The 12,910-nt window shown below is 66.5% G+C and carries 12 protein-coding genes, 1 tRNA gene and 1 pseudogene; 6 read left to right on the top strand and 8 right to left on the bottom strand.

What is annotated here, in order from left to right; genetic code table 11:
- Window positions 1–20: 20 nt before the first annotated feature.
- On the bottom strand, window positions 21–2,498 hold the full coding sequence (locus KGM94_RS06415) for a PAS domain S-box protein (RefSeq protein WP_300256073.1): 2,478 nt from the start codon (window positions 2,496–2,498) through the stop codon (window positions 21–23).
- A gap of 461 nt (window positions 2,499–2,959) precedes the next feature.
- On the opposite strand from KGM94_RS06415, the gene KGM94_RS06410 reads away from it, so the two are divergent.
- The 3 genes from KGM94_RS06410 to KGM94_RS06400 all read left to right on the top strand — a co-directional run bounded on the left by KGM94_RS06410 (window position 2,960) and on the right by KGM94_RS06400 (window position 6,297).
- Entirely contained in the window at window positions 2,960–4,975 is a 2,016-nt protein-coding gene (locus tag KGM94_RS06410; RefSeq protein ID WP_300256071.1) for an acetyl/propionyl/methylcrotonyl-CoA carboxylase subunit alpha, read from the top strand.
- Window positions 4,976–5,134: 159 nt separating this feature from the next.
- A complete protein-coding gene (locus KGM94_RS06405; RefSeq protein WP_300256069.1) occupies window positions 5,135–6,001 on the top strand; it encodes an isocitrate lyase/PEP mutase family protein in 867 nt (288 codons plus the stop codon).
- Window positions 5,998–6,297, top strand: a complete 300-nt coding sequence (locus tag KGM94_RS06400) for an acylphosphatase (protein WP_300256067.1) — start codon at window positions 5,998–6,000, stop codon at window positions 6,295–6,297. Before KGM94_RS06405 ends, KGM94_RS06400 begins: the two co-directional genes overlap by 4 nt.
- Before the next feature lie 4 nt (window positions 6,298–6,301).
- Here the strand turns inward: KGM94_RS06400 and KGM94_RS06395 are convergent, their stop codons facing one another.
- A complete protein-coding gene (locus tag KGM94_RS06395) occupies window positions 6,302–7,822 on the bottom strand; it encodes a PAS domain-containing sensor histidine kinase (RefSeq protein ID WP_300256066.1) in 1,521 nt (506 codons plus the stop codon).
- Window positions 7,823–7,945: 123 nt separating this feature from the next.
- Window positions 7,946–8,671, bottom strand: a complete 726-nt coding sequence (lipB, locus tag KGM94_RS06390; protein ID WP_300256065.1) for a lipoyl(octanoyl) transferase LipB — start codon at window positions 8,669–8,671, stop codon at window positions 7,946–7,948.
- A 67-nt stretch (window positions 8,672–8,738) separates the two neighbouring features.
- On the opposite strand from lipB, the gene KGM94_RS06385 reads away from it, so the two are divergent.
- Both KGM94_RS06385 and KGM94_RS06380 read left to right on the top strand, forming a co-directional pair.
- Window positions 8,739–8,981, top strand: coding sequence for a FliM/FliN family flagellar motor switch protein (locus KGM94_RS06385; RefSeq protein WP_300256063.1), 243 nt, complete (start codon window positions 8,739–8,741; stop codon window positions 8,979–8,981).
- A 139-nt stretch (window positions 8,982–9,120) separates the two neighbouring features.
- Window positions 9,121–9,205 (top strand) — tRNA-Leu (locus KGM94_RS06380).
- A gap of 54 nt (window positions 9,206–9,259) precedes the next feature.
- Here KGM94_RS06380 and KGM94_RS06375 read toward each other — a convergent pair.
- From KGM94_RS06375 to KGM94_RS06365, 3 genes are all read right to left on the bottom strand, one after another.
- A complete protein-coding gene (locus tag KGM94_RS06375) occupies window positions 9,260–9,721 on the bottom strand; it encodes an RES family NAD+ phosphorylase (RefSeq protein ID WP_300256061.1) in 462 nt (153 codons plus the stop codon).
- A complete protein-coding gene (locus tag KGM94_RS06370) occupies window positions 9,721–10,152 on the bottom strand; it encodes an antitoxin Xre-like helix-turn-helix domain-containing protein (protein WP_300256059.1) in 432 nt (143 codons plus the stop codon). Before KGM94_RS06370 ends, KGM94_RS06375 begins: the two co-directional genes overlap by 1 nt.
- Before the next feature lie 100 nt (window positions 10,153–10,252).
- Window positions 10,253–10,510, bottom strand: a complete 258-nt coding sequence (locus KGM94_RS06365) for a hypothetical protein (protein ID WP_300256057.1) — start codon at window positions 10,508–10,510, stop codon at window positions 10,253–10,255.
- 316 nt (window positions 10,511–10,826) lie between these two features.
- Here KGM94_RS06365 and KGM94_RS06360 point away from each other — a divergent pair, with 316 nt between their 5' ends.
- A complete protein-coding gene (locus KGM94_RS06360; protein WP_300256055.1) occupies window positions 10,827–11,201 on the top strand; it encodes a hypothetical protein in 375 nt (124 codons plus the stop codon).
- Between the two features lie 9 nt (window positions 11,202–11,210).
- On the opposite strand, the gene KGM94_RS06355 is transcribed toward KGM94_RS06360, so the two are convergent.
- Both KGM94_RS06355 and KGM94_RS06350 read right to left on the bottom strand, forming a co-directional pair.
- Complete coding sequence (locus KGM94_RS06355; protein ID WP_300256053.1) at window positions 11,211–12,515, bottom strand: polysaccharide deacetylase family protein; 1,305 nt, start codon at window positions 12,513–12,515, stop codon at window positions 11,211–11,213.
- 167 nt (window positions 12,516–12,682) lie between these two features.
- Window positions 12,683–12,910: pseudogene (locus KGM94_RS06350) on the bottom strand (polysaccharide deacetylase family protein); the annotation flags it as partial.

The raw sequence follows: 12,910 nt of genomic DNA, 5'->3' as shown, positions 1-12,910 counted from the left end.
GGTTCGCGCCAATGTTTCAATCACCGCGCCGCGGATCGCTTCTCCGTGATCGCCTTGCGCAGGATGCGCGACAGCGATTCGACGGAGTAGGGCTTTTGGATCAGCTCGAAGCCGCGATGGGCGCTCTCGGCGAGCACGTTGCTGTAGCCACTGGTCAGCACCACCGGCAGGCCCGGATAGCGCTCCCGGAGGATCCCGGCGAGCTCGACGCCGTTCATACCGGGCATGATGACGTCGGAGAACACGAGATCGACGGCGAACTCGTCCTCGCCCAGGATCGACAGCGCCGCGTTCGCATCGGCGACGCGCCGCACGACGTAGCCGAGATCCTCCAGCAGCTCAGTCGAAAAGCGGCCGACCTCGTCGTCGTCCTCGACCACCAGCACGCGATAGCCGCGCCCGGTGGCGGCCTGCTCGCCGGCCGTCGCCTTGGCTTCGGTCTCGGCGGTCGGGCTGACCGCCTGCGGCAGGTAGATGGTGAAGGTGGTGCCCTGTCCGAGCGTGCTCGCCACCGCGATGTCGCCTTCGGACTGCTTTGCAAAGCCGAACGCCTGGCTGAGGCCGAGCCCCGTGCCCTTGCCGACCTCCTTGGTGGTGAAGAACGGCTCGAAGATCGCATCAAGGTTTTCCGGCGCGATGCCGCAGCCGGTGTCCGCGATCGAGATCGCGACGAAGGCGCCGCTGCGGGCCGCCTGTGCGCGAAATGCCGGGATGCCCTCGACCTTCCGCACCGCGATCGTCAACCGGCCCTCGTCCTGCATCGCGTCGCGCGCGTTGATGGCGAGGTTGATCAGCGCGGTCTCGAACTGCGCGACGTCGGCGATGGTGAAGCAGTCGGGATCGTGGACGTCGACCACGATGTCGATGCGGCCGCCGACCAGTGGCCGGACGAGTTGCGCCACGCCCTCGACCTGCGCGCCGACGTTGAAGACCTGAGGCGTCAAGGGCTGGCGGCGCGCGAAGGCCAGGAGCTGCGCCGTGAGCTTCGAGGCGCGATCCACCGTTTCGGAGATCGCGTCGACATAGCGGCGGCGGCGCTCCTCCGGCAGGTCGCGGCGGCGCAGGAAGTCCGTCGCCGAGCGGATGATGGTCAGGAGGTTGTTGAAGTCGTGGGCGACGCCGCCGGTGAGCTGCCCGATCGCCTCCATCTTCTGCGACTGGCGCAGCGCTTCCTCGCCCCTGCGGCGCTCGGTGATGTCGACGGCCTCGGGGACCGCGCCGGTGATCCGCCCGTGCTGATCGAGCACCGGGCGCATGTTGAAATCGAAATGGCGCTCGCCGATCGGCAGCCGCAGATGCATCTCGATCCGTACCGCCTCACCCTTCAGCACGGTGTCGAAGGCGCTACGCACCGTCTCGCTCATGCCTTCGGTGGTGGTGAACCACGGCGTGTCCCAGAACGGTTTGCCGATCACGTCGGCCGGCTCGGCGTGGATGCCGGCGAGCGCGGTCTTGTTGGCGTAGAGCAGCTCGCCTTCGAGGTCGAGCAGGCCCTGGTACTGGTTGCTGGTCTCCAGGATCGCCCGCAGCCGTGCCTCGTTGGATTCGAGCTCGGCGGTGCGCTGGGCGATACGCTCCTCCAGCGTCTCGTTCAGCCCCCGCAGCTCGGTCTCGGCCTGCTTGGCGGTGGTGATGTCGTGGGCGACCCCGATGAAGCCGATATGCTTGCCGGTCGGGTCCCAGCGCGGCTGCGATTCCGAGCGCAGCCAGCGCCACTCCCCGTCGGCGCGCCGGTAGCGCGCCTCCAGCACGAAGGGCTTGAGCGAGGATTCGCCTGCGACCTGCTCCTGCAGGATGCGCGGCAGGTCGTCCGGATGCAGCACCTTGCGCCAATCGAAGTCGATGGCCTCCTCGAAGGGCAGGCCGAGGAAGTCGAGATAGGCCTGGTTGGCGAAGGAGCGCTTGCGGTCGAGCTTCGTCACCCAGATCGGCACCGGAGCGCTGTCGGCGATCAGGTGGAAGCGCTCCTCGCTCTCGCGCAGCGTCTCGCGGGCGAGCATCTGGTCGGTGACGTCGATATGGGCGCCGACCAGGCGGATGGCGCGGCCGTCGGCATCGCGCTCGATCTTGGCGACGACGCGGATCCAGCGCATGTCGCCGTCGCTCGGCCGGATGATGCGGTACTCGGTCGCATAGTCTTCGCTGGTGCCCGCCAGGACGTCGAAGAAGTGCCGGACGGTCGTCGCGCGATCGTCGGGATGAATCCGGCTGACCCAGTCCTCATGGCTCTCGTTGGCCGCCTCCGGCGGCAGGCCGTGGATGATCAGATATTCCGGGGAGCGGCGATTCTTGAAACCTTCGCGGAAGTCGACCTCGACGCCGCCGACCCTGCCGATGCGCTGGATGCGCGCGAGTTCGGCCTCGCGTTCCTGCAGCGCGCGATAGGCGTTGTCGCGCTCGCGGGCGATCTCTTCCAGATGTTGCCGCAGCCGTTCGGCGGCGACGGTCTCGGGCAGCGGGTCGTTCAAGGGGTCGACCGTTGTGATGCGTGCCTGCACGTGCCGGAGCGATACTCACACAGACGTGGCACGATGGCTATGGCTCGATGGGCAGATGGCCGCACGGATGACGGCCGGTCCTGGACGATCGTACAGGGCATTCGCGGGCATGGCAGAAGCGCAAGCCAACGTCGTTCGCGCGCAATTTGTTCCGTTGGCGGGAACGGTGCATCGGGCGTGAGGACCGACAACGCCGTGCGCCGTTCGACTGCCTGCAGAATTATGTTTCCGCGTCTGCCGGCGACCGGCAAGCTGGCTCTTCTGGGTGCGGACCGGGGGCGAAGCCGGCGAGCCAGCCGGCCTCACCGAGCCGCCCCTAGGTGTCTGGTACGCCAGCAAGGAGGCGGATTTGCCCGTTGCCTCCGGCCCATTTTGCTGTACGACGACAGGATCATGACCGCTCTCGAACGGCCCCAACGGCCGGGGAGGGGTCCCGCCCAGGGTCCAGATTCAAGAAAAGCATGTTCAAACGAATTCTGATCGCCAATCGCGGCGAAATCGCCTGCCGGGTCATCAAGACTGCCCGCCGTATGGGAATTCAGACGGTTGCGGTCTATTCCGAGGCTGACCGCGACGCCCTGCATGTGGAGATGGCCGACGAGGCGGTCCTGATCGGACCGGCGGCCGCGGCCGAGAGCTATCTGGTCATCGACAAGATCGTCGAGGCCTGCCGCCAGACCGGCGCGGAAGCGGTGCATCCCGGCTACGGCTTCCTGTCCGAGCGCGAGGCATTTCCGCGCGCGCTGAAGCAAGCCGGCGTCGTCTTCATCGGCCCCAATCCGGACGCGATCGCGGCGATGGGCGACAAGATCGAGTCCAAGAAGGCCGCCGCCAAGGCCGACGTCTCGACCGTACCCGGCTTCCTCGGCGTGATCGAGGACGCCCGCCACGCGGTCAAGATCGCCGACGCGATCGGCTATCCCGTGATGATCAAGGCCTCCGCTGGCGGCGGCGGCAAGGGCATGCGCATCGCCTATTCGACCAATGAGGTGGAGGAAGGCTTTGGACTCGCCAAGGCCGAGGCCAAGGCCTCGTTCGGCGACGACCGCGTCTTCGTCGAAAAATTCATCGTGGATCCCCGCCACATCGAGATCCAGGTGCTGGGCGACAAGCATGGCAACGTGATCTATCTCGGCGAGCGCGAATGCTCGATTCAGCGCCGCAACCAGAAGGTCATCGAGGAGGCGCCGTCACCGCTCCTCGACGAGACCACGAGGCGCAAGATGGGCGAGCAGGCGGTCGCGCTGGCCAAGGCCGTCAACTACGACTCCGCCGGCACCGTCGAATTCGTCGCCGGCCAGGACAAGAGCTTCTACTTCCTGGAAATGAACACCCGCCTGCAGGTCGAGCATCCCGTCACCGAGCTTGTCACCGGCATCGACCTCGTCGAGCAGATGATCCGGGTCGCCGCCGGCGAGAAGCTCAAGATCGCGCAGAAGGACGTCACGCTGACCGGCTGGGCGGTGGAATCGCGCCTCTACGCCGAGGATCCCTTCCGCAACTTCCTGCCCTCGATCGGCCGGCTGGTGAAGTACCGCCCGCCGGCGGAAGCCAGCAAGGACGGCATCACCGTGCGCAACGACACCGGCGTGCAGGAGGGCGGCGAGATCTCGATCCATTACGATCCGATGATCGCAAAGCTCGTCACCCATGCGCCGTCGCGGGCTGCCGCGATCGAGGCACAGGCGACCGCGCTCGACGCGTTCTACGTCGACGGCATCCGCCACAACATCCCGTTCCTGTCGGCGCTGATGAGCCATCCGCGCTGGCGCGAGGGCAGGCTGTCGACCGGTTTCATCGCCGAGGAGTTTCCCAAGGGTTTCGCGCCGCGCACGCCCGAGGGCGAGGTGGCGCGGCGGATCGCCGCCGTCGGCGCCTTCATCGATCACGTGCTGGGCGAGCGCAAACGGCAGGTCTCGGGCCAACTCGGCGGCCGCGTCGTGCAGCGTGAGCGCCGCCGCGCGGTCTGGCTCGGTCGCGAAGATATCCAACTCGAGATTGCGCGCGAGGGCGAGGCGATCGCGGTGCGTTTCACCGATGGCGACGGCAGGGTGGCCGCCAGTCACCTGCTGGTATCGCCGTGGAAGCCGGGCGATCCGGTGTGGCAGGGCACCATCGACGGCCATTTCATCGCGGTGCAGGCCCGCCCGATCGCGAACGGCGTGCGGCTCGCCCATCAGGGCGTCGAGGTGCCGGTCTACGTCTTCACCGAGACGGAAGCAGCCTCCGCGCGGCTGATGCCGATCGCAACCGCATCCGACACCGGCAAGAAGCTCTTGTGCCCGATGCCGGGCCTGGTGGTCTCGATCGCGGTGACGGAAGGTCAGGAGGTCAAGGCCGGCGAGACGCTCGCCGTCGTCGAGGCCATGAAGATGCAGAACGTGCTGCGCGCCGAGCGCGATGGCACGGTCAAGAAGATCCACGCCAGCGCCGGCGCCACGCTCGCGGTCGACGCGCTGATCCTGGAGTTTGCGTAAAGTAGGAGTCGAACGGTGCGGCAAGCACCGTCATTGCGGGCGAAGCGAAGCAATCCAACCTGCCTCCGCGGGACTAGTCTGGATTGCTTCGTCGCTTCGCTCCTCGCAATGACGGCCGAGAATGCGTCGGCCGCCGCGGACTCTTCAAGAGAGAGCATCATGGCCTTTCGAAGCCGCCGCCAGGCATTGCGATCGATCCTCGGGGGCGAAGGCTGCATCCGTCCAGGCTCGGTCTATGACGCGATCTCGATTCGCATCGCCGAGGATCTCGGCTTCACGCTCGGCATGTTCGGCGGCTCGGTCGCCTCGCTCGCCGTGCTGGGCGATCCCGACATCGCACTGATCACACTGACCGAGCTCGCCGAGCAGATGCGGCGGATGTCGCGCGCCTCCCGCCTGCCGGTGCTGGTCGATGCCGACCATGGATACGGCAATGCGCTCAACGTCCGGCGCACCGTGCAGGAGCTGGGGGCGGCGGGTGCGGCCGGCCTCACCATCGAAGACACGCTGCTGCCACAGGCCTTTGGGGAAGCGAGGACGCAGCTCATCCCGCTGGAGGAAGGCGTCGGCAAGATGAAGGCGGCGCTCGACGGCCGCAGCGATCCGTCGCTGGTCATCATGGGCCGCACCGGCGCAGCCTCGATCACTTCGATCGAGGACACGATCCGCCGCGCGCAGGCCTACGAGGCCATTGGCGTCGATGCGTTGTTCTTCACCGGCATCAAGTCGCGCGCGGAGCTTGCGGCGATCTCCGGCGCCACGCGGCTGCCGATCGTGCTCGGTGGCGCGCCGGAGGAGCTGAGCGCGCTCGATTACCTGGCCTCACAGCGCGTGAGAATCGCCCTGCAAGGCCATGCCCCGATCGCGGCCGCCACGCAAGCCGTGTACGAGACGCTGAAGGCACTGCGCGAGGGGACGTCGCCGAAGGATCTCAAGAGGCTTGCGTCAGCGGAATTGACCGGCCGCGTCATGCGCGAGGCTGACGTCAAGACGCGCAGCGCCGACTTTCTCGGGTTGAAGACGTGAGCCGGGCGATCCTCCAGGTCACGATCCGCGGCCGGGTGCAGGGCGTTGGCTATCGCGCGTGGGTCGAATACCAGGCCGTGACGAGCGGGCTGGAAGGCTGGGTGCGCAATCGCCGCGATGGCAGCGTCGAGGCGCTGTTCGCCGGACCGGCGCTGCGGGTGGCCGAGATGATCGCATTGTGCCGGCACGGTCCGCCATCGGCGCGGGTCGACAGCGTGACGAAAGAAACGGCGCGCGAGGACGAGTTGAACCTGCGTCGGGCGGGCGAGGCATTCTCGGTGCTTACAACGACATAGCCGTTCAGCGCGGCAGCTTTGCGATCGCCTCGCTCAGTTCGTGGATCTCATAGGGCTTGCGCAGGATCGGGAAGTTGCCGCGCACGCCGGCTGCGACGTCGCTGTAGCCGGTGGCCAGCAGGATCGGCAGGCCGGGATGGATCTCCCGCAGCCGATGGGCGAGGCCGAGCCCGTCCATCTTGCCGGGCATCACGATGTCGGAGAACACGAAGTCGACGCCGTTGAGCTCGATTTCGCGCAGCGCCGTTTCCGCGTCGGCCACCCGCCGGACCTGATAGCCGAGTTGCTCCAGCAGGGCGATGCTGACGGCGGCGACGTCCGGATTGTCCTCCACCAGCAACACCCTGCCGCTGCCGCGGGACTGCGCGATATCCGCGATCTCGCGGCGCGGCGCGTCCATCTCGCGTGGCAGCAGGATCGTGAAGGTCGTGCCCTTGCCGAGCTCGCTATCGACCTCCACGGTGCCGCCGGCCTGATGCGCAAAGCCATGCACCTGGGAGAGGCCTAGCCCGGTGCCCTTGCCCATCGGCTTGGTCGTGAAGAACGGCTCGAAGATCTTGTCCAGTACGTCGGCGGGAATCCCGACGCCGGTATCGGTGACGCTGATCGCTACGAAATCGCCGGAACGCAGCGGATCGGACAGCGACCTGTTGCCGGCGCTGATCGTCACGGTGCCGCCCTCCGGCATCGCGTCGCGCGCATTGATGACGAGATTGAGCAAGGCGGTCTCCAGCTCGGAGACGTCGGCCTTGATCGGCCAGACGGTGCGGTCGATGTCGAAGGCGAGCCTAACCGAGCTGCCGACGCCGGCGTGGAGCACCTCGCCGATGGCCGCGATCCGCTCGCCGAAATCGATCGACTGCGGATTGACGCTTTGCCGCCGCGCGAAGGTCAGGAGCTGACTGGTGAGCGCGGCACCGCGTTTGGTTGCGGTATCGATCGCGGAGATCGCGCGCTGCAGCCTGTCGTCGTCGCCCGCGCTTCTCTTCAGGACGTGGAGACTGCCGCTGATGATCATCAGCAGATTGTTGAAGTCGTGCGCGACGCCACCGGTGAGCTGGCCGAGCGCATCCAGCTTCTGGGATTCGGCGAGCTGCTTCTGCATCGCTTCCAGCTTGAGCTGGGCATTGCGCCGCTCGGTGATGTCGCGGGTGACCTTCGCGAAGCCGACGAGATTGCCGTCCTCGTAGATGGGATCGATGATGACGCTGGCCCAGAAGAAGGTGCCGTCCTTGCGGACGCGCCAGCCTTCCTCCTCGTAGCGGCCCTGTTCTCGCGCAATCCGGAGCGCGCGTAGCGGCTTGCCGCTGGCGCGGTCGGGCTGGGTATAGAAACGGGAGAAATGCTGGCCGAGGATCTCCGTCGGCGCGTAGCCCTTGATGCGTTCCCCGCCGATGTTCCAGCTCGTGACGATGCCGGTGGGATCGAGCATGTAGAGGGCGTAGTCCGCAACTCCTTCCACCAACAGCCGGAAACTCCGCTCACTCTCGAACAAGTCCTTCTGTTGGTTCAGCTTTTTGACCATTCTCGACCCCGCCTCGACGGGGGCAAACGCCTCAATGCCGATTTGGTTCCGCCCCTTGCGGCAGATTCGGTTGCCCCCAGGATGAGGTCTTGCGTCGCAGATCCGAGGACCTTCACGGCGACTCTAGGCCGCGGCCTCCGGCTGTGACGTCGTGACGGAACCGAATACCTGCTCAAACGCCTGGCGCAACGCGATGTCGACATCGACCATCGTGACGGGATGGCCGAGATCGACCAGCGAGGTGACGCCGTAGCGGGGGTCGGCGACGCCGCAGGGCACGATACCTTCGAAATGCGATAGGTCGGGCTCGACGTTGATCGCGATGCCATGGAACGAGACCCAGCGCCTCAACCGCACGCCGATGGCGGCGATCTTGTCCTCATGACCCGATCCCTTGTCCGGACGCCCGACCCAGACACCGATCCGGTCCTCGCGCCGCTCGCCGCGGACGTTGAAGACGGCGAGCGTCCGGATGATCCATTCCTCTAGGCTTGCCACAAAGGCCCGCACGTCGGGCCGGCGGCGCTTGAGATCGAGCATCACATAGGCCACCCGCTGCCCGGGGCCGTGATAGGTCAGTTGCCCGCCGCGGCCGGTGGCAAAGACGGGAAAGCGCCCCTCGAGCAAGTCGGCGGGCTTGCCGGAGGTACCGGAGGTATAGAGTGGGGGGTGCTCCAGCAGCCAGACCAGCTCTCGGGCCTGCCCGGCTGCGATCGCGGCCGCGCGCGCCTCCATGGCGGCCACGGCCTCCGGATAGGCCACCGGCGCGGCGGAGATGCGCCATTCCACCGGCTCGCCCACCGGGCCGGAAAACAGCGTCAAATCGAGGTCTTGGCGGTCGTTAACCATTGCCTAACCATAACGTGGTGATGATCGCAGGCGCAAATGTCCGGTCTCAAGTTGCGGTGGTGCCGAAGTGCCAACTCTCGATAAAGTCAACGTGGATCTCATGGTGGTCCTCGGGACCACCACCATGCCGATCCACCAGGTATTGCGTCTTTCCCGCGGCGCCATCATCGAACTGGACTCGACCGAGGCCGACGAGGTCAAGGTCCTGGCCAACAATCTGCCCGTTGCCAGCGGCGTGGTGCTGGTGGACCGCAACCGGATTGCGGTTGAGGTCAAGCAGATGCTGCCGCGCTCGCCCGGAAGCCGGTAGGGGCCGGCCAAAAAGCGGGGGAACTTCTCCCCCGGAGCTTGTGGGCTTAGGGGCATCGGCAGGCTTGTCCCCCCCTGATCGATTTGTTACATCGGCGCCGTCGATCCGGCCGGGCTTCAGCCCTCAGCCGGCTTCCCAAGCGCTCGTGGCGGAACTGGTAGACGCGCTGCCTTGAGGTGGCAGTGAGTAAAATCGTGGGGGTTCGAGTCCCTCCGAGCGCACCAGCCTCGAAATTCGCAATCTCTCGGACGCCACTCGGCTCAGTGGCGCATCCGCAGCTAGAACAGCCGCGGATCGAGCACGAAGCGCTCCGCGGCGACGATCGAGATGCGCGCGGCGTCCGCATGCCGGTGGTTGATCAGCACGTTCAGGTCGGGCGACCGATCCAAGGGAACGATCGCGGACGGAACGCGCAGGAGCGGCGTCGACACCGAGGCATGCCATTGATCGCCCTGCCGCTGCGTCCAGCTCTCCCGATGCCGCCAATCCGAGGGCAGATCGGCAACTGCGCGGGTCTCGACGGCCAGATCATCGGGCACGTCGTAGCGCACCATCACCAGTTCGGGCAGGAGCATCGGATCCTCCACATGCACGAGCTTTTCCAGCACGCACAGGGCAGGTGACGTGGCGCAGTAGGTGACGGGGTGACCGATCGTGTTCCAGCGTCCATCGAACAGTAGCCCGTAGCCGCCATCGAACGCCCTCGCATGTTGCGCACCCGACAGGCGCCAGAGCAGCATCAGGCGGCCGCACCCCAGGCGATCTTGCCGAGAATGGTCTCGATGACGCGCGCGCCCGCCTCGGTTTGCGCGACGGCCAACGGCGTCTCCTTGTGCAATTCCGCCAGCGGTCGGCGGAGCCATATGTTCGCCTTGCCGACGTCTGCGAACGTCTCCTCGGCGAGAGTCTGGATGCGCAGCAGGCGGACCGCGCGATCGGATTCCTCAACCGTCAACGGTTGGTTCTTCACGACGCGATGACGGCGCGTGCGCTGCGGGATGACGAACTGCTCGATCTCCTGATCGCTCAGCCCGGCCCGGGCCAGCCCCTGGAGAGCGGTGAGGGGCAGCCGCCTGCGGACAGCCAGGGCGAGATCGGCTTGCGAGCGCACGACGCCGCCAAGCACGGAACGGCCTCCCAGCTTTTCTGCTACGATTTCAACAACGGACATCGGCACGCTCTGACACGGTCCGGCAATATGCCCTAAGAATAACGGCAGATTGCCGGATTGCAAGTCCCTCGATCACGGTTCGGCCCTGGCCGCGCGGTCCTCAGCCGTATTCGTCGCCGACGCCGTATTCCTTGTAGATCGTCAGCGGGTCGAGGTCGGGAAACAGCCGGCATTTGGCCTGGGCGAGGTGCAGGTTGACGGTCTGCGGCTCCTTGCCGTTGGCAAGCAGCTTGCGGAGGTCTTCCATATGCGCCAGCGGCCGGTGCTTGGGCGCGAGTTGCTCCAGCGCGACGAGTGCGGTCGCCAGAGCCTCGGTGAGGACCCATTCGTCGTGGCCCGTGATTCCCTTTCTCGGCATCGGCAGATCCCACATCTGGTGGCAAACCCAGTGTATCGCGACTTGTGCTGAAGCTCCATCGCGCCGCTGCACCTCGCACCGCAGGCGGCGTGCAGCATCGCACGGCGCTCCCGACACCTTGCATTATGACGGCGCCCCGCTAAAACGCCACGGCGCGCGCACCTCCGGGCGATTCCCGGCCCGCGTCGTACAGGCAGCGGAAACTGTAACAACGTTGGCGTGGACCAGCGGCCGCAGCGTGCAGTCCGGCGGCAATCCACCGATGATCCCGCAATCCGCAACGCGACATCCGCTTGCGACCTAGGCTGGAACAAGCATGGTCTTCCTGAGCTTCCTCTACCGCTTCGTGTCGAACTTCGCATTCATGGCGGTGGTCTTTTTCAGCCTGAACTTTATCGAGAAGTATCCGAACCGGGCCATGCTTGCGATTCTGGTGCTCGTCTACAGCGCGATGCGCGCCGCCTCGACGCTGCGCTCGTTCTACTTCTTCCAGAAGATCGAGAAGCTGGAGGCCGAGGCGCGCCGGCTGCAGGCCGCGTTCAATGAAGCCACCGGCGCCAATGCGGCGCGCAAGCAGATCGTCATGGACGCGGCAAGACTGCGCCGCGACGGCGAACTGAAGTCCTACATGGATCTGTTCTTCCTGGCGCTGATCGTGCTGCTCTGCGTCGCCAAGATCGTCACGCCCTGACGTCGCGGCTCAGCGCTTCTTCAGGCTGGCAAGCCGCGTCGGACGCGGCTTGGCGGCCGTGCCTCCGGTCGTCCCCTTCGGCGCGGTGTGCGCGGCGTGTGCGTGCTGCCGGCCATGCGATCTGGCCGGCGTCCTGGCTTTGCCCCTGGCGACGGCGTGCGACCTGTGTCCGGTTTCGGCGGAAGCCGTTCTCGTGGCGCCGCGCCGGGACGACGTCGTGAGCAGGACGGCGAGCGATTTCTCCGGGATCTCGAAGACGTCCCGCCCGGGCACCGGCAGCGCCGCCGCATCCGCCTCGCCCGCGGATCGGCGCGGCAGGGCCGGCTGCCGCGGCAGCTCGGCGTTCAAATCCGCCAGCGCCGGCGCCGGCAGCGGCTCGCCTTGCGCGAACACGAAGTTCGGAATCTTCGGCCAGCGCGCGACCGGCACGCTCTCCGACTGCGGATGCAACAGCCACTCGGTCGGCTCGGTCGGCGTCGCCGGACGATCGGCCGTCGCCGGCACCACGTGCACGATCCGGTAGCCGCGCGCCTTCAGGTCGTGGATGATCTTTGGCAGCGCGGCGACTGTGCGCGGCTGGATGTCGTGCAAGAGCAGGATACCCTTGCCCTTCGCCTCCAACCGCTGCATCGCGAGCTGATGGACGCGCTCGCCGGAGACATGCCGCCAGTCGTCGGCCGGAAAATCGGCGCTCCAGACCTGTATGCCGCGCGAGGCGAGGAGGTCCTCGACGCCCTGAGCGCGCAACAGGCCGGGGATGCGGAAGAACGGCGCCAGCGCCGACGGATCGCTCAGCGCCGCCGTCGTGGACGCGATGCCGCCGTCGATCTCGGCTTTCGCCTTCTCGACCGGCATCTTCTCGAAGGTCAGCGGATGGTTCTGGCTGTGGGTGCCGACGGTGTGGCCGGCGGCCACGAGCTTGCGCACGCCCTCGGGATTGGCCTGCGCCTGGCGGCCGACGATGAAGAAGGTCGCCTTGATGCATTCATTGGCGAGAATCTGCAGCACCTGGTTGCTATATTTCGGCAGCGGACCGTCGTCGAAGGTCAGCACCACCTCGTGATCCCTGAGCGGCAGCGTCTCGCGATATTGCATCGTGCCGATGCGCGGATGCTCGCGCGGATCGACCACGACGGTGCGCGAGGTGCCGAGGGCGTCGGGATGGCCGGGACAATCCGCTGCCGCGGCGGCAGGCGTGCCGGCGATCGGGGCGGCCAGCATTCCAAGGCAAATTCCAAGGGAAATTCCAAGGGAAATTCTAAGGCACGGCACGATCCAGGATCGCGTCCGGACACCAATTCCACTGCCGATCATGAACCACCGTCTGCCTTCACACCCACCCCGGCCGAACTCGAACGTTGGTCTGGACGCTGTCTGCGTCGGTTCGGAGGCCGGCCTGCCAATGATTGCACGGCCTAACATGAACAGTGCCTTAATCGGCCTCATTTCGCCGCATTTTGCGACGGCGTGACATTCCGGCATCAATGCGTCGTGTCGGCTCCCATCCGGGCCTGTTTCACGCCGCGGCCCGCCGGAACCACGTGCACGACGCGATAGCCATTCTCCCTGAGGTAGCGCAGGAAGGCCGGTAGCATGGCCGCCGTCCGCGGCTGGGCGTCGTGCAGCAGGATGATGCCCTTGCGCGCGGCCTTGAGCCGCTCCGTCACCTTCGTCAACTCCTGAGCGGGCGTCAGGTTCTCCCAATCGCT

The organism is Bradyrhizobium sp., assembly GCF_028868675.1.
Taxonomy (GTDB): Bacteria; Pseudomonadota; Alphaproteobacteria; order Rhizobiales; family Xanthobacteraceae; genus Bradyrhizobium.
The sequence above is the reverse complement of the archived record's forward strand: the minus strand, read 5'-3'. Positions and strand labels throughout refer to the sequence as shown.

Bases quoted from the DNA above. Each gene is read 5' to 3' on its own strand.
- KGM94_RS06395 (WP_300256066.1), bottom strand. From the start codon at position 7,822: ATGGTCAAAAAGCTGAACCAACAGAAGGACTTGTTCGAGAGTGAGCGG.
- KGM94_RS06405 (WP_300256069.1), top strand. From the start codon at position 5,135: ATGGCCTTTCGAAGCCGCCGCCAGGCATTGCGATCGATCCTCGGGGGC.
- KGM94_RS06365 (WP_300256057.1), bottom strand. From the start codon at position 10,510: ATGCCGAGAAAGGGAATCACGGGCCACGACGAATGGGTCCTCACCGAG.
- KGM94_RS06360 (WP_300256055.1), top strand. From the start codon at position 10,827: ATGGTCTTCCTGAGCTTCCTCTACCGCTTCGTGTCGAACTTCGCATTC.
- KGM94_RS06370 (WP_300256059.1), bottom strand. From the start codon at position 10,152: ATGTCCGTTGTTGAAATCGTAGCAGAAAAGCTGGGAGGCCGTTCCGTG.
- KGM94_RS06410 (WP_300256071.1), top strand. From the start codon at position 2,960: ATGTTCAAACGAATTCTGATCGCCAATCGCGGCGAAATCGCCTGCCGG.
- KGM94_RS06375 (WP_300256061.1), bottom strand. From the start codon at position 9,721: ATGCTGCTCTGGCGCCTGTCGGGTGCGCAACATGCGAGGGCGTTCGAT.
- KGM94_RS06355 (WP_300256053.1), bottom strand. From the start codon at position 12,515: ATGATCGGCAGTGGAATTGGTGTCCGGACGCGATCCTGGATCGTGCCG.
- lipB (WP_300256065.1), bottom strand. From the start codon at position 8,671: ATGGTTAACGACCGCCAAGACCTCGATTTGACGCTGTTTTCCGGCCCG.